Below are 16,218 nucleotides of genomic sequence, written 5' to 3'. Positions count from 1 at the left end.
GCCGCAGGTTCCCCTACGGCTACCTTGTTACGACTTCACCCCAGTCGCTGACCCTACCGTGGCCGGCTGCCTCCCTTGCGGGTTAGCGCACCGTCTTCAGGTAAAACCAACTCCCATGGTGTGACGGGCGGTGTGTACAAGGCCCGGGAACGTATTCACCGTGGCGTGCTGATCCACGATTACTAGCGATTCCAACTTCATGGGCTCGAGTTGCAGAGCCCAATCCGAACTGAGACGGCTTTTTGAGATTTGCGAAGGGTCGCCCCTTAGCATCCCATTGTCACCGCCATTGTAGCACGTGTGTAGCCCAGCCCGTAAGGGCCATGAGGACTTGACGTCATCCCCACCTTCCTCGCGGCTTATCACCGGCAGTCTCCTTAGAGTGCTCAACTAAATGGTAGCAACTAAGGACGGGGGTTGCGCTCGTTGCGGGACTTAACCCAACATCTCACGACACGAGCTGACGACAGCCATGCAGCACCTGTGTTCCAGGCTCCGAAGAGAGGGTCACATCTCTGCGACCGGTCCTGGACATGTCAAGGGCTGGTAAGGTTCTGCGCGTTGCGTCGAATTAAACCACATGCTCCACCGCTTGTGCGGGCCCCCGTCAATTCCTTTGAGTTTTAATCTTGCGACCGTACTCCCCAGGCGGAATGCTTAAAGCGTTAGCTGCGCCACTAGTGAGTAAACCCACTAACGGCTGGCATTCATCGTTTACGGCGTGGACTACCAGGGTATCTAATCCTGTTTGCTCCCCACGCTTTCGTGCCTCAGCGTCAGTATCGGGCCAGTGAGCCGCCTTCGCCACTGGTGTTCTTGCGAATATCTACGAATTTCACCTCTACACTCGCAGTTCCACTCACCTCTCCCGAACTCAAGATCCTCAGTATCAAAGGCAGTTCTGGAGTTGAGCTCCAGGATTTCACCCCTGACTTAAAGACCCGCCTACGCACCCTTTACGCCCAGTGATTCCGAGCAACGCTAGCCCCCTTCGTATTACCGCGGCTGCTGGCACGAAGTTAGCCGGGGCTTATTCTTGCGGTACCGTCATTATCTTCCCGCACAAAAGAGCTTTACAACCCTAGGGCCTTCATCACTCACGCGGCATGGCTGGATCAGGGTTGCCCCCATTGTCCAATATTCCCCACTGCTGCCTCCCGTAGGAGTTTGGGCCGTGTCTCAGTCCCAATGTGGCTGATCATCCTCTCAGACCAGCTACTGATCGTCGCCTTGGTGAGCCATTACCTCACCAACTAGCTAATCAGACGCGGGCCGATCTTTCGGCGATAAATCTTTCCCCGTAAGGGCTTATCCGGTATTAGCACAAGTTTCCCTGTGTTGTTCCGAACCAAAAGGTACGTTCCCACGCGTTACTCACCCGTCTGCCGCTGACGTATTGCTACGCCCGCTCGACTTGCATGTGTTAAGCCTGCCGCCAGCGTTCGCTCTGAGCCAGGATCAAACTCTCAAGTTGGACTTGAACTTTGAACCGGCTGATCACAACGTTTGACGAGGTCCCACCATTCTTCGACGACCGAAGCCGCCGAGCTGCCCGCGATTCACATCGCTGGCAACGATGGTGTAACCTTTAAAACGTGTACCGCCGAAGTCTTTCGTCCGGTCTCGATCCGAAAAGCCGAAGCTTTTCAGAAGCGAGACCCGCAAGGACTCCGCCGTCCACGTTTCTCTTTCTTCATCTTCACTTGTCAAACAGCCCGAGACCATGGAGGCCTCAACCTTCCTAGGAGGAAGGGTTCCGACACCCTCACCGACGATGGATGAACTCCAACCGACTGGTGTCGGCCGTTGTGTCACTCAACAAGGTGAGGAGCATCTAAGAGCGTAAATGCTTCCCTTGGCATGAAAACCAAAGAGAGCGCCCGACAGGCGGGCAACGCTGAGAGAGCCAATAGACGCTCACTCATCCGACTTCAAGCAAAAAATGAAAAATTCTCACTTCGCCAATTTTCTCGTCTCCGCGTAGCCGAGCAGCAAGCCTGCTCGTCCTGGTTAGCCCGGACGCTCATCGCCTTTCCACCCGCGCACTCAGATAGCCAGAACCGCAGCCCCGTTCTCTCTCTGATCGAAGCTTCGTAGCACCTGCATCCTGGCCCGACCACGGACCGGGTCAGGTGACGCGACTATGGCGCGATCGCCGTCATTCATCTTGGACAGGAATGTCATCGCTGGGATGGGTCTGCTGCTTGATCTCTCGCGGTCCCTCCCGCGACCATCTATGCGAAGAGCCGCAGCTTTCAACAAGTCAGGCATCAAACGTCCAAGCGCGGGCAACGGACAGGTTACATGGTCAGCCCTGACTCAAGAAACTCATCGCTTTGCGATTGCAGCTGGGCCTGACAGCCGAGAATCATCGAATGTCAGGTCTTGATGAAACTGACGGCCGCAAGCGAACCGAACGGCAGCGAGGCTAGACATGCGCACGCGCGTCTTCGGTTGATCATGACCGCAGATTGAATGAGCCGCGGAAGGCCCCTGCCCGTTCAGTTCTCATCATCCAGTGCAAGCACGGCAAAGCTCGCGAGCCAGTGCTCTCCCATGTAGTGACCGGCGATATGGGGGAGGCCCGCGGCCAGATGCTCGCGCGCCGCTTCGTGAGCAACGGCGCGGCGCGGATCGCCTGCCGGCAAGGCATCGCCGAGTGAACGCCAGCACCAGGCGCGGCTGAGATTGAGCCCGTCGAGATGAGCGATCTTGCCGTCGGTGCGATCGGTGACCGTCGCAGGCTTGAACAGCATTGCCGGCTGCTTCTCGACGAGCCGTGGCAGGAACCGATCGAACCAGGGCAGGAATGCATCCGGAGGCAACAGGCGCCGCATGCACTCGGCCTCGATAAGGGCCGAGGACTGGAAGTCGTCGCCGCTCGGCTCGCCCCAGGCGGGGCAGTCGGTGTCCTCACCATACCAGCGCTGGCCAGTCTCGTGCAGCAACCTGGCGAGCGCTTCATCCTTTTTGATGCCAGCGTAGTCTGCCGCCATCCGCAGGCCAAACGCCGTATTGAAATGGGTGCCGACGCGTACGGGATAGAACGCCAACGGCAGGAAGTCGCGAAAGCGCTGCGCGATGATGTCGGCGAGCGGCGCGAGATTGCGGCTCCAGCGATCGTCGGGGTGGAGCGCGAGCTCGGTCGCGAGCTTCAGGAGCCAGGCCCAGCCATACGGCCGCTTGAAGCCGCGGGCAGTCGGGCGGGCGAAGTAAGCACGCTCGGCGGCGACCTTCTCGGGCACGAATTGCGTATCGAAGAGAGCGCGGATGTCGGAGGCTGCCGCAAGGTCGGGAAACCTTCGCAGCAGTCGCGCCAGCATCCAGTAGCTGTGGACGCAGGAGTGCCAGTCATAACTGCCGTAGAAGATCGGATGCAGCTGGCTCGGTGTGCGGGCATCCGCAGGTTCAGCCAGTGCGTGATCCACGTTGTTGGGATATTCACGCTGGACATGGCCGAGCGCGATGCCGGCAAAATGCGAGGCATGTTCGCGGGTAAGACGGGGCGCGGTCACGGCTTGGCCTTTCCAGTGTTCCGGCCGATCAATGTCTCGATCAGGCGCGGCAGGAGGTAGATCGGAAATTGCGTCGCGGCGAAGTATAGCGCCATGCGTGGCGAGGCGGCAGCACCCAGCGTCGACCAGACCAGGCCGACATTGCGGTTGCCGAGGATGAGCCCGACAGTCAACCGTTGGCTCAAATTGCCCGGCAGCAGCACGACACCAGCTGCTTGAAGAGCGATATTGCAAGCGAAGGCGAGCCCGAGGCAGAGCATGGCGGCCTGCACATCCGCCGCGATCTGCGCACGAATGTCAGCCATCGTCGCCACCGCAAAGACGAGGAGCGCCGCGACGATGATCCCGTCGACCATCCCGCCATGGGCCGCCAGCACCGGGGCTGCATGCCGGCGGACCAGGAAAGCCACTCCTTCGGCGCCGCCGATCAACAGCGCCAGGCGAAGCGCGAGCTCGAGCGCGCTGATCTCGAGTCCGCCGAACCAGCCTGCAAGAAGCGGCGCGGTGACCGGAGCCAGCACCATGGACAACACCGTCACCACGAGCGGCACCGCACCGTCGAGCCCGAGCATGCGTGCCACTGCTGCCGTTCCGCTCGATGGCGGCGCCGAGACGGCGAGCACAGCCGCAAGCGCGATCTCCGGGCTAAGGTTCAAGGCGCGACCGGCAACACCGATCACGAGCGGACAGGCCACCATGACGACGGCCGGCAAGAGCACGGAAAGCGATGGCCGTCGCAGCGTTGCGACGACGGCCTGACTATCGATCCGCAACAGCGTTCCCAGCACGATCAGGAAGATCGTGGTTGGCATCAGGGGGCGAGCGAGGTCCGCAAGCGCCGGAAAGGCCAATCCAAGCAGGACGCCAAGCGCCAGCAATGTCGGACCGCGCGGGATGAAGTGCAGGAGTGAGGATCGCATACGTCGCGCCCAATCATGTCGTCTTGGCCAGGAGACCACACCCCGCATCATTCTTGAAATCGATTGTTACCATATCTACCATTGTTCAAATGAATTTGGCTTCCGTCGACCTCAACCTCCTGGTCGCCTTCGAGGCGCTGATGGAGGAACGCCATGTGACCCGCGCCGGCCAACGCATCGGCCTGGCGCAACCGTCCATGAGCAGCACGCTGACGCGGCTGCGTGCGCTGTTTGGCGATGAGCTGTTCGTGCGCTCGGCCTCCGGCATGCAGCCGACGGCCAGGGCGCTGGCGCTGGCGCGGCCGATCAGCGACGCTCTGGGGCAGATCAGGGGCGTGCTCGAACCCACATCGGCCTTCAATCCGGCAACAGCCAGCCATCGCCTGTCTATTGCGGCGACCGACTATGGCGACCTTGTCGTGGTGCCGCCACTGGTCGAGGCGCTACGGCGAGCGGCTCCGGGGATCGATCTCGTGGTGCGCCCCATCATCGATCCCGCCGCGAGCGTCACGAGCCTGGAGCGCGGCGACGTCGATGCCTTGATAGGTGGCCATCTTCCCGTCTCCCCGCGCGTCACGCGATGCACACTGTTCACGGAGAACTTCGTCTGCATTCGTGACGCAAAGCGCGCCAAAGGGAAAGCCCGTCTCACCAAGGAGGATTACACGCGGCTCCCGCATGTGCTGTTCTCCTCGGCCGGCGGCGACGGGCTTCCCGGCGCAATCGACACGATGCTGAGCCGGCACGGACGCAAGCGCCGGACCGCGATCACGCTCGCCCATGTCGTCGCGGTGCCGTTCGCCGTCGCCGGCACCGATCTCGTGGCAACCATGGCCGAGCGCGTCGCGCGCCGCTTCGCGACAGCCGCCGGCGTATCAGTCGTTCCGATTCCCTACGATGTGGAGCCATTCACCATCGACCTTCTCCACACGCGCCGCGCCATGGCCGATCCGGCGCTGCGCTGGTTCATCGAACTGGTCAATCGCGTCTGCGGGACGCTGTAGCGATCGGCGGGCCGGCAGCCAGCTGCTATTTCCGCTCAATCAGCTGCGCGATCTCCCAGACATGGCCTGAGGGATCGGCAAAGGACGCAGTTCGGCGCCCCCACGGACGGTCGATCGGGCCATTGAGCAAATCGACGCCAATCCCCCGCAGGGCTGAGCAGACCTGATCGACGTCGACGACCCTGATCGTCAGGAGTGCGCGCGTCCCTGCGGAGGACTGCGCGACACGCAGCGGCTCGACAAGCGGCGGTGCCTGAGACGCGTCGAGAAGATTGACCAGGAGCCCACCAAATCGAAGCACGGATGAGACCGCATCCTCCCAGACCGTCTCGGATGTGAAAACCTTGGCGTAAAACACTTTCGACGACGCAATGTCATCGACGAACAATGTGATGACTTCAACTTCGCTCGGCAGACCATTGACCATGTCGCCCTGCTCCTCACCGTTGCTGCGGCAGCTTGCACAAGCGTGACAAGCCGCCTGCCGCTATATCTCACGATTGGAGCATGGTGCAATTCGGCGAGCCGGGTCATCGCTCCGGCTCGGAAGCCTCGATCCCTAATTGAACAGATCCGGTTCCGCCTCGGTGATCCAGTCCCACAACGGCTGGAAGCTGAAATAGCCGCCCTTGTGCGTTCCGACCTGCCGCGAGGTCAGGCTGGCGATCTCGTGCGGGATCGGCTTTGGCGTTCCGGCGGCTTCCACAAGCAGCTGGGCGCGCGCGGCATTGTCCATCGCGATGTACCACCAGGCGGCAGCCTCGATGGTCGGTCCGACCGTGAGCAGGCCGCTTCCTGTTCAGGAATCGAATCCAATGGAGTGACCTCGTGGAGCTCGAATACCTAACGCAGGAGGGCGTTTCCGCGCTGGCGCAGCACAAAGCTTAATGTCGCGACAGCAGGGCATCACTGATCTTCTCGGCCGCCATGATCACGGGGATGTTGGTATTGGCCGTCGGCAGCCGCGGCATGATCGAGGCATCCGCCACAAAGATGTTCTCGCTGCCGATCACCCTGCCCCCGGAATCGACCACCGCCATCCGGTCGGCGGGATCGCCCACGCGGCATGTCCCCACCGGATGCCAGACTCCGAACACGCTTTGCCGCACGAAGGCTTCGAGAGCGTGGCCGTCGGCAAGCGTCGCTTCGAAGGCCGTGCCGTTGAGCAGCACGAGCCGGACCAGAAGCGCCCTGAGGCTCGCGGGAATGTCGAGCATCGGCCCGAGGATGGACGCAACGATGCGATTGACGGTGCCGTACCGGCTCAGCCGCTTGATACGCGGAGAAAAGGAGGCCGGGAAGAAATCGTCCGCCTCCGGGTTGAGCGCGGGATGAACGACAAGCTTCGCGAGCAGCCGGACGGCCGCGACCATCCGTTCGAGATCGCGTCGGTCGGACAGCAGGTTGAAATCGACAACAGGATAGGTTTTCGGGTCGCGGCTCGTCAGCGTGAGCGAGCCGCTCGAATACGGCCGGTTGCACCAGAGAAAGTAGAGACCAAGCCGCGTGCCCAGCGCATGCCACCCACCGCGCGCCGAGGCCGTGATGTACATGTCGGAGGCGTCGCAGCCGGGATGTCCGGACGAGAAGCGCATCGCCGCGAAATTGGGACGCCGCCGGGCAAGCGGCAACCGCAACCGCCGCGGCAAATATTGACAGAAGGTCAACGCGGGATGATCGCGCAGATTGCTGCCGACGCCGGGCAGATCGATCGCCACGGGAATGCCCAGAGCTTGCAGCGCCGCACCCGGGCCGATACCCGCCCGCATCAGGATCGCCGGCGATTGCAGCGCGCCTGCGGTCAGGATTACGCGGCCGGCGCCAACGGTGAGCTTATGACCGCCGCGCGAGACCACCACGCCCGTCGCATGGCGGCCGTCGAGCTGAAGCTGCTCGACCTCGCTGTCCGCCCAGATCGTCAGGTTCGGCCGCGCGCGCGTTGCGGTGCCGAGATATCCGGCAGCAGTCGAGACGCGCCGGTCGTTGCGATTGGAGAAGGCCGGCGGAAAGATGCCGTCCTCGAACTCTCCGTTCTGGTCCTTTAGGAACGGCAGGCCGGTCGCCGACAACGCTTCGCCGACGGCGTGGCCAAACGGCGGCATCGCCTCGCGCGCGATGCGGCGGATCGGGATCGGGCCGTGCTTGCCATGCAGCGGGCCGTCGAAATCCAGGTCCGTTTCGAGCTTGAGGAAGTACGGCAGCACATCCGCCCAGCCCCAGCCGCGCGCGCCCAGATCGCGCCATTCGTCATAGTCGCGCGGCAGGCCGCGATTGGCTGATTGCACGTTGATGCTGGATCCGCCGCCCATCACCCGCCCCTGCTCGTAGGCGCGAACGACCGGCTTGCCCTCGGCATTGCGGCCGGCGGCCGCTGACAGGCCCGGCCAGATGTATTTGTCGCCGAAGAACAGCGTCATCGGATAGCTGTCGAGGATTTCCGGCGGCGTCGCCTCGGGCGGCGTGTCCATCCCGGCTTCGATCAGAAGCACGCGGCGGCTTCCGTCTGCGGAAAGCCGGTTGGCGAGCACGCACCCCGCCGATCCGCCACCGACGATCACGTCGTCGAAATGCAGCCCATCCATTCCCGTCTCATCGCGCAATTCGATGGATCGGCGCGGCCACGAATGCGGCCGCGCCGATTTGGCTCAGCGGAAGTTACCCTTGGTCTCGGGGATCACGACCGCACCAATCAGGTAGATCACGAACACGCCGACCGCGAAGTAGGCCAGCGACATCGGGATCTCCGCAGGGCTGCCGCTCACCAGCGAGACGAAGGTCGGCATCATGCCGCCCAGCGCAAAGCCGATGTTCCAGGACAGACCCGTGCCGCTCGCGCGCAGCGCGGTCGGAAAACGCTCGTTCAGGAAGATCAGCACCGGCGCATAGCCGGCATTGCCGATGAAGGCGATGGCGAGCGCATAGAGCGTGATTTGCGTCGTGTCCTTGGTCGCCGCGAGATTGAGATAGCACAGCGGCAGCAGCACCGCGGCCAGCACACCGATCAGGAGGAACGTCTTCTTGCGGCCAATGCGGTCGCTGAGCGCGCCGACCAGCACCGCCGAGAAGAACGCCGACACGCTCGCGCCCATCAGGATCAGCGACGAGGTCTGGTTCGGGACCGCGTTGATCACCTTCAGGAAGCTCGGCAGGTAGCCCGAGGTCAGGTAATAGCCGGCACCACCGCCGAAGGTGATGAGAAGGTTGACCAGCAGCACGCCACGATATTCGCCGGAGAACACGTCCTTGACCGGCGCCTTCGAGACCTTCGCCTGCTTGTTACCCTGCTGGCGCTTGAGCTCCTTGAAGTAAGGCGACTCCTCGAGGTTGCGGAAGATGAACCAGCCGAGCAGCGAGCTCAGCAGCCCCGAGAAGAACATGAAGCGCCAGCCCCATACCGCGAAGGCATCGCCAGGGAAGATCGAGGACGTGATCAGGAAGATGAAGGACGCGAGCAGCGCACCGATGCCGGCGCCACCGCCGCCGACCAGGCCCGACATCGCGCCGCGCCATTGCGCCGGCACCGATTCCGTGCCGATGGTGTGGGTGGAAGCCACGACGCCGCCGACGAAGATGCCCTGCACCAGGCGCAGGATCAGGAAGATGATCGGCGCGATCACGCCGACCTGGGCGATAGTCGGCAGCAGGCCGAACGCCGCCGTGCTGACGCCGACGCCGATGATGGCGATCAGCATGGCCTGCTTGCGGCCGTGCACGTCGGCATAATGCCCGAACACCGCCGAGCCGAGCGGCCGCATCAGGAGCGTCACGGCGAACGAGCCGTAGACCGCAGCCAGCGACAGCGCCGGGTTGCTCGACGGAAAGAACAGCGCGCCGACGACCGGCGCCACGTAGAGCAAAATGAACAAATCGAACAGATCCAGCGCCCATCCGAGCACCGATGCGATGATCGCATTGACCATCTGCTTGTTATCCGCCGACGCTTGCGCGCCAGCGACCGGCATATCCATCTCAGCCATGTTGTTTTACCTCCCCCGTTTTGAAAGAGCCGCGGTTCGCGTCATTGCGAACCGCGGCAGTTTTGTCGCGCATCAGCGCCCGGTGAATTTCGGCGGACGCTTGGCGTTGAAGGCTTCGACGCCTTCCTTGAAGTCTTCCGACTGGCGCAGGCGGCTGTAGCAATGGCCTTCGAGCTCGATCGCGATGGCGAGCGTCGAATCCTCGGTGTCGTTGAGGAGCTTCTTCGCCGTGCGCTGCGCTAGCGGCGAGAAGGTGCGGAGCTCGTCGACCAACTTATCGGTCGCCTTCTCCAGCTCGGCATCGGGCACGCACTCGGTGGCGATACCCCAGTCATAGGCCTGCTTGGCCGAGATGCGCTTGGAGCGCATCACGATGTCCTTGGTGCGGGTGATGCCGACCATTTTCTGGAGACGCGCAGAGCCGCCCGAGCCCGGGATCTGGCCGAGCTTCTGCTCCGGCAACGCGTATTGCGTGGTCTCGGAGGCGATGCGGAAGTCGCAGGCCAGCGACAGCTCGAAGCCGACGCCGAAGCAATAGCCGCGGTTGGCGACGATCACGGGCTTGGCGCAGCGCGCGGGCGCGGCGATGTTCCAGGCGAGCTTGGAGACGTGCTCGGGGCTCGCCTCCATGAAGCCGCCGATATTGCCGCCGCTGGAGAAGTGCTCGCCCTCGCCGCGCACCACGATGACGCGGACGCGCGGATCCTCGTCCAGCGTCTCGAAGGTCAGCCGCAGTTGGTCGCGCTGCGGCATCGCCACGACATTGTAGGGCGGCCTCCCTAAGATGATGTCGGCGCGCTCATGCGCCTCGTCGATCTCGACCTTGAACCCGTCGAGTTTTGCGAGTCGGGGATCGGTAAACGTATAGGCTGACGGCATTTGTGCTTCCTTCTGTTGATGGTTTTTGATCAGGCCGCGTCTGATGGCGGCAGGCGCTCGGCTTCGTATTCGCCGGCGACGAGCAGTCGCCGCAGCAGTTTGCCGACCGGCGATTTGGGAATGGCGTCGACGAAAACGTAGCGCCGAGGCCGCTTGAAATTGGCAAGGCCGGTGGTCCGGCAGAACTGCTCCAGCTCGACGTCTGACACAGGGCGATTGCGCTTGATGAAGGCGGCGACGACCTTGCCCCATTTCTCATCGGCAACGCCGACCACCGCGACCTCGTCGACCGCGGGATGCAACGACAGGCAGCTCTCGATCTCAACCGGGGAGACGTTCTCCCCGCCGGTGATGATCATGTCGTCGACGCGGCCGGTGACGAAGAGATCGCCGTCGGGATCGACGAAGCCGGTATCGCCGGTAAAATACCAGCCCTCGCGCAGCGACTTGGCGTCGGCCTCGGGGCGGCGCCAGTAGCCTTCGAAGGCCTCGTCACCGGCGAGCGTGGCGATGATCTCGCCCTCCTCGCCGACCGCAGCAAGCTCTGCGACTGACTTCGCGCCGATGCGCACGACCTTGACGTGCTGATTCAGCCCCGCCTTGCCGGCCGAGCCGGGCTTTGCGGCAGCGTTCTGGTCGATCGTAAAGGTGTAGATCTCGGAGCTGCCGTAGTGATTGACGAACAACTCCGGTTTGAACGCATCGTTCAGCTTCTTGAGAAGGCCGTCGGTCATCGAGGCGCCGGCAAAGCCGAGCTTGCGCACGCTGGAGACGTCGGTTTTTGCAAAGGCCTCGTGATGGACAAGGTCGTGATAGAGCGTCGGCACCAGATAGAGGTTGGAGATCTCCTCCTGCTCGATCAGCGTCAGCGCCTGACGGCTGTCATAGCGCGGCAGGCAGATGAAACTGCCGCCGACCAGCGACATCGCCAGCAGCGAGCGGACACCCATGGTGTGGTAGAGCGGCATCACGCCGAGCGTGCGCTCGCCGCGGCCGTAGAGATTTTGCGCGACATGGGCGATCGCCGCGGCGCGTTCGGCGCGATGCCGCCGCGGCACGCCCTTCGGCCGCGAGGTCGTGCCTGACGTGTAGAGCATGATCGACCAGGCATCGGTGCCGACACGCGGCTCGGCGTCCGGCGCGCTGTCCTTGATCAGATCGGCAAAGCTTGTGGCCTCCCCCGTCCCGGGATCGACGGACACACGCAGCAGCTTGCCTGCCAACCCCGAGCCCTGCACCGCCTCGGCGGAGATATCCTGATAGACGATCGCGCAGGCTTCGGCGTTCTCGATGCAGTAGTCGAGCTCGTCGGCCTTGGCCCGCCAGTTGATCGGCGTGATCACGAGCCCTGCGAACTGGCAGGCCCAGTGCAGCGTCGCCGCCTCCCAGCGATTTTGCAGCAGCGTGACGACGTGATCGCCGGGCTTGAGGCCAAGGCGGTCGAACGACGCCACCAGCGCGGAAATCTTGTCGTACCATTTCCGGTAAGTCAGGCGCAGATCACCGTCGACCAGCGCAATCGCATGGGGATCGCGCGCGGCGCTGGCGATGAAGCTGCTGGCGAGATCAAGCATCGGACGTCTCTTTTTTGGATGGAGCGAGTTCGGCGGCTGCCTCGAGCGCCGCCTGGATGATCGGTGTGTAGCCGGTGCAGCGGCAGATATGCCCGCTGAGGAGGTCGCGGATCTCGGCCTCGGTCGGCGCCGGGTTCTTCGCGAGATAATGGTCGAGCGACATCAAAATGCCGGCGGTGCAGAAGCCGCACTGGAGCGCATGGTTGCGGCGGAACGCCTGCTGCAGCACGCTGAGCCGGTCCGCCGACGGTGCGAGCCCCTCGACCGTCCTGAGCTCGCAGCCATCGACCTGCGCCGCGAGCGTAAGACAAGATCGCGTCAGCATACCGTCGACGACGATGGTGCAGGCACCGCAGACGCCATGCTCGCAGCCGACATGGGTGCCGGTCGCGCCGAGTTGGTGGCGCAGGAAATCGGACAGCAACGTGCGCGGCTCGGCCTCGCCCTCGACAGGCTTGCCGTTTAGGGCGAAACGGACGGCATGGCGCTGATCTGCCTTGAGGCGGGTCATTGCAGCACCTCGCCAATCAGGTCGCGACCGATCATGCGCACAAGGTCGCGCCGGTAGCGCGCGGTGGCGTGGACGTCGTCGCGCGCGCCGAGCTCGTAGGCAAAGGCATTGAGGGCATCGTCGAGCGCGCTGCCCTCCAGCCCCGGCCAGTCGCGCACAGTCGGAACGTCGGCGACGCCGCCGACGGCGAGACGCACGCCCGTCGGTGTCTTCATCGCCGCGCAGGCGACGATAGCAAAATCACCGTGGCGGCGTGCGACCTCGCGGAAGGCGAAGCGCGATCCCCTGACGGCGGGCAGCGAGATGCCTTCGATCAGTTCGTCATCGGCGCGCGCGGTCAGCATCATGCCGGCGAAGAAGTCCTTGGCGGCAACGCGCCGCCGCCGCTTGGCGCTGCGCAGCAACACCTCGCCGCCGAGCGCAACCAGCGTCAACGGCATCTCGGCGCTGGGATCGGCGTGCGCAAGCGAGCCGCAGATCGTGCCGCGGCTGCGGGTCTGCATGTGCCCGACCCAGGGCAGCGCCAGCGCGACCAGCGGCAACGCCTCGGCAAGGTCAGGCCATGCCAGGAGATCAGCCTGGCGCACACCGGCGCCGATGGTGACGGCATCGCCCTTCCACTCGATCTGGCGCAGCTCCCTGATGCGCATGATGTCGATCAGCAGCTTTGGCTTGGCGAGGCGCATGTTGAGCATCGCCATCAGCGACTGCCCGCCCGCGAGCACACGGGCATCGCCGCCCTGCTGCGCGAGTCCTTCGAGGACGTCGCCAAGGGTTTCGGCACGGAGATAGTCGAATGCGGGCGGTTTCATCGGCGTCCCCCGAACAGGCTCGCCACCTTTGTCAGCAGCGCGAAGAGCGAGACGCCTCCCTCCGCACCGCCACCGCCAGCCTTGCGGGCTAGTGCGGTGAAGAACTGGCCGATGATGACGCGCGTCGCGCCGTCGAGCAGGCGGCCGCCGATGCTCGCCACCTTGCCGCCGATCGCGGCGTCGTAGCTGTAGGTCAGCTTTGTGCCGCCATTGCCGTCGGGCGCGAGCGTGATGCGCCCCTCGGCATTGCCGAAGCCGAGCGCGCCGGTGGCGCCCCCACGCAGGGTGACCGCGCGTGGCGGATCGAGATCGAACAGCTCGACATCGGCGCGATAACGCCCACTGACCGGGCCAATGCCGAGCGTGACGTCGGCGCGGAAATGCGTGTCGGTGATCTTGTCCACGCTCTCGCAGCCGGGAATGACCGACTGCAAGGTGCCGGGATCGAGCAGCATCGCCCAGACCTGCTCGGGCGCCCCCTTGACCGAGGCCTGTCCCTCGCCGCGCAAACGCCGGTCGCCTTCGCGCACAGGCGCAGCAGTCGCACCGCCAGCGGGAGGCGGTGGTTCGGCGCCGCGCACCAGCTCTGCAAGCCGGGCCGGCACCAGCGGCAAGGTGATATCGGCAATGCCGAGCGCATCCGCGACCGCATTGGCGAGGCACACCGGCGTCGACATGCAATTGCCCTCACCGACGCCTTTTGCGCCGAGCGGCGTGAACGGCGATGGCGTCTCCATGTGGAAGATCTCGGGCCCCGGCACCTCTGTCGTGGTCGGCAGCAGATAATCGGCGAGCGTTCCCGTCAGGAAGCTGCCGTCCTCGGCGTAGGCATATTCCTCAAAGAGCGCCGCGCCGAGCGCCTGCGCAAAGCCGCCGCGGATCTGGCCGTTGACCATGCCGGGATGCAGGATGGTGCCGCAGTCGTGCATGGTGACGTAGCGATCGATCCGCGTCTCCAGCGTCGTCGGATCGATCTCGACGCCGCAGAAATCGAAGATGAAGCCGTGGCAAAGCGAGGAGTTGATGCGGTCCTCGTCGTCGGGCGGCGTCAGCTCCGGCGGCGTCCAGAACACGGTCTCGCGAATGGTCTGGCCGGCATCATCAGGCAGCGAGCCCGGCGACCAGTGGCTGAGGGCGGCCACACGCGAGAACGCAATCCGGTTCTCCGGATTGTGTTTCGAGGCGACGAAACCTTTTGCAAACACGATGTCGGCGGCTTCGACGTTCAACTGGCTGGCGGCGATACGGGCGAGCCTGCCGGCGACGCGCTCAGCGGCGAGCTTTGCCGTGCCCGCCACGGCTGCGGCGAAACGGCTGGCGTAGTTGCCCGAGGCGATCGACCAAGCATCCTTGGCCGTGTCGATCTCGGTGCTGACGCGGATATCCCTGGGCTGGAGGCCGAAGACGTCGGCAACCACCTGCGACAGCACGGTGCGATGGCCCTGCCCCTGCGGCACCGAGGCGACGTGAACCGTGACGCTGCCGACCGGATCGAGGCCGACGGTTGCGGTTGCCTGCGCGCCGTTCTTCGGCCCGGCCTTACGGCGCTCGGCCGCCGTCAGCACGGTGGTGATGTAGCCCATGTTGGAGACGCTGGGCTCGACCACCGCGGTGAAGCCGATGCCATAGAGACGCCCCTGCGCCCGCGCCTCGTCGCGCTTCACCTTGAGCTCAGCGAGTCTGCCCTGCTCGACTGCGAGCGCAACCGCGTCCTGGTAGTTGCCGGAGTCGAGCAAGGCACCGGTCGCGGTGCGATAGGGAAACGCGCCGGCGTCGATCAGATTGCGCTTGATGACATCGAGCGGATCGAGGCCAAGGCCGATCGCGATCCGCTGCACCAGGCGCTCAAGTGCGAAATAGACCTGCGGGCCGCCAAAGCCGCGATTGAGGCCGGTCGGTGTCTTGTTGGTGACGACGACGCGATTGCGGATCTTGACGTGGCGGATGTCGTAGGCGCCGGTCAGATTGCCGTGCATGCGATAGAGCGTGGCGGGCTCGGGCGCGCGCAGATGCGCGCCGCAATCCTCGACCTGGTCCCAGTCCAGCGCGAGAATCTTTCCGTCTGCTGCGACCGCCGCCGACAGGGTCGTCGCGCGGTTGGTCGCCGACACCGACGCGGTGAGATGCTCGAGCCGGTCCTCGATCCACTTCACCGGCCGCCCCGTGACGCGCGCGGCGGCGGCGATCAGCACGATGTAGGGAAACACGCCCTGCTTGACGCCGAAGCTGCCGCCGGAATCCGGCGGCGTGCGCAGCCGCAGCCGGTTGCCCGGCACCTTCAGCGCGCGCGCAATCACCGTATGGATGCTGAACGGGCCCTGGAAATTGGCGAGCACCTCATAGGCATCCTCGCCCGCTTCGTGCGATGCGACGACGCCATAGGTCTCGATCGGTGTGCAGGAATTGCGGGGATAGCGGATGTCGATGGAGAAGCGATGCGGCGCCTCGGCGAAGGCCTTTTCAGGATCGCCGTAGCGGAAATGGCGGTCACTGGCGAGATTGCCGGGAAAGCCGTCGTGCAGTACCGGCGCGCCCGGCGCGAGCGTCCCGAGCGGATCGATGACGGCAGCCCGTGGGCGATACTCGACGTTGATCAGCTCGGCCGCATCCTCGGCGCGTGCACGGTCAGTTGCGACGATGACAGCGACCGGTTCGCACACATAGCGCACGCGGTCCATCGCGATCGGCCAACACTCCACCGGCGCCTTCACGCCGACAACGAGGCTCGTCGTGACTGCCTTGACGTCGCTGCCGGTCAGAACCGCGGCGACGCCCGGCAGACGCCTGGCGGCTTCAACATCGATCGAAAGAATATCGGCATGCGCATGCGGCGAGCGCAGGATCGTCGCGTGCAGCGTGCCGGGCTGGACGCCGAGATCGTCGACGAAGCGGCCGCGGCCGCTGAGCAGTGCGGCATCCTCGACGCGCTCGATCGAACGCCCGACCCACGGCTCATCGCCACTTCCCGGATTTGCGGATTTGACCGCCTGCAACATGTCCCGACATACCTCCCGACGCGTTCTTTG

13 protein-coding genes and 1 rRNA gene (1 of these 14 only partly in view) are annotated in these 16,218 nt (G+C 64.3%); 1 reads left to right on the top strand and 13 read right to left on the bottom strand.

All coding sequences use genetic code 11. The features are described 5' to 3' along the window. From AB7008_RS20310 to AB7008_RS20295, 4 genes are all read right to left on the bottom strand, one after another. Positions 1 to 1,474: ribosomal RNA gene (locus AB7008_RS20310) — 16S ribosomal RNA — on the bottom strand; it reaches 15 nt to the left of the window's first position. A 23-nt stretch (positions 1,475 to 1,497) separates the two neighbouring features. After that, positions 1,498 to 1,725 (bottom strand): hypothetical protein, encoded by a 228-nt coding sequence (locus AB7008_RS20305; RefSeq protein ID WP_441259404.1) that lies wholly within the window; start codon positions 1,723 to 1,725, stop codon positions 1,498 to 1,500. Between the two features lie 776 nt (positions 1,726 to 2,501). After that, positions 2,502 to 3,515 (bottom strand): DUF2891 domain-containing protein, encoded by a 1,014-nt coding sequence (locus AB7008_RS20300; RefSeq protein ID WP_304493775.1) that lies wholly within the window; start codon positions 3,513 to 3,515, stop codon positions 2,502 to 2,504. Next, complete coding sequence (locus AB7008_RS20295) at positions 3,512 to 4,435, bottom strand: hypothetical protein (protein WP_441259403.1); 924 nt, start codon at positions 4,433 to 4,435, stop codon at positions 3,512 to 3,514. The genes AB7008_RS20300 and AB7008_RS20295 overlap by 4 nt, the downstream gene beginning before the upstream one ends. 89 nt (positions 4,436 to 4,524) lie before the next feature. Here AB7008_RS20295 and AB7008_RS20290 point away from each other — a divergent pair, with 89 nt between their 5' ends. After that, complete coding sequence (locus tag AB7008_RS20290; RefSeq protein WP_248882509.1) at positions 4,525 to 5,439, top strand: LysR family transcriptional regulator; 915 nt, start codon at positions 4,525 to 4,527, stop codon at positions 5,437 to 5,439. Positions 5,440 to 5,464: 25 nt separating this feature from the next. On the opposite strand, the gene AB7008_RS20285 is transcribed toward AB7008_RS20290, so the two are convergent. From AB7008_RS20285 to AB7008_RS20245, 9 genes are all read right to left on the bottom strand, one after another. After that, the gene (locus AB7008_RS20285; protein ID WP_304493771.1) at positions 5,465 to 5,866 is read right to left on the bottom strand and encodes a VOC family protein; all 402 of its coding nucleotides are present in this window, start codon (positions 5,864 to 5,866) and stop codon (positions 5,465 to 5,467) included. Positions 5,867 to 5,998: 132 nt separating this feature from the next. Beyond that, positions 5,999 to 6,175 carry a hypothetical protein gene (locus tag AB7008_RS20280; RefSeq protein WP_304493770.1) on the bottom strand — a complete coding sequence of 59 codons (177 nt, stop codon included), beginning with the start codon at positions 6,173 to 6,175 and terminating at the stop codon, positions 5,999 to 6,001. Positions 6,176 to 6,323: 148 nt separating this feature from the next. Then, on the bottom strand, positions 6,324 to 8,021 hold the full coding sequence (locus AB7008_RS20275; RefSeq protein ID WP_441259402.1) for a GMC family oxidoreductase: 1,698 nt from the start codon (positions 8,019 to 8,021) through the stop codon (positions 6,324 to 6,326). A 63-nt stretch (positions 8,022 to 8,084) separates the two neighbouring features. Continuing rightward, positions 8,085 to 9,416 carry an MFS transporter gene (locus AB7008_RS20270; protein ID WP_028160399.1) on the bottom strand — a complete coding sequence of 444 codons (1,332 nt, stop codon included), beginning with the start codon at positions 9,414 to 9,416 and terminating at the stop codon, positions 8,085 to 8,087. Between the two features lie 72 nt (positions 9,417 to 9,488). Then, complete coding sequence (locus tag AB7008_RS20265; RefSeq protein WP_038934021.1) at positions 9,489 to 10,295, bottom strand: enoyl-CoA hydratase/isomerase family protein; 807 nt, start codon at positions 10,293 to 10,295, stop codon at positions 9,489 to 9,491. A 29-nt stretch (positions 10,296 to 10,324) separates the two neighbouring features. After that, positions 10,325 to 11,869: an AMP-binding protein gene (locus AB7008_RS20260; RefSeq protein WP_304493768.1), complete on the bottom strand. Its 1,545-nt coding sequence runs from the start codon at positions 11,867 to 11,869 to the stop codon at positions 10,325 to 10,327. After that, a complete protein-coding gene (locus tag AB7008_RS20255; protein ID WP_248882505.1) occupies positions 11,862 to 12,380 on the bottom strand; it encodes a (2Fe-2S)-binding protein in 519 nt (172 codons plus the stop codon). The genes AB7008_RS20260 and AB7008_RS20255 overlap by 8 nt, the downstream gene beginning before the upstream one ends. Further along, positions 12,377 to 13,192, bottom strand: a complete 816-nt coding sequence (locus AB7008_RS20250) for an FAD binding domain-containing protein (protein ID WP_441259401.1) — start codon at positions 13,190 to 13,192, stop codon at positions 12,377 to 12,379. The genes AB7008_RS20255 and AB7008_RS20250 overlap by 4 nt, the downstream gene beginning before the upstream one ends. After that, positions 13,189 to 16,188, bottom strand: coding sequence for a xanthine dehydrogenase family protein molybdopterin-binding subunit (locus AB7008_RS20245; RefSeq protein ID WP_441259400.1), 3,000 nt, complete (start codon positions 16,186 to 16,188; stop codon positions 13,189 to 13,191). The genes AB7008_RS20250 and AB7008_RS20245 overlap by 4 nt, the downstream gene beginning before the upstream one ends. Positions 16,189 to 16,218: the final 30 nt, after the last annotated feature.

Source organism: Bradyrhizobium sp. 521_C7_N1_3 (assembly GCF_052075975.1).
GTDB lineage: Bacteria > Pseudomonadota > Alphaproteobacteria > Rhizobiales > Xanthobacteraceae > Bradyrhizobium > Bradyrhizobium japonicum.
This window is presented reverse-complemented; position numbering and strand designations above follow the sequence as displayed.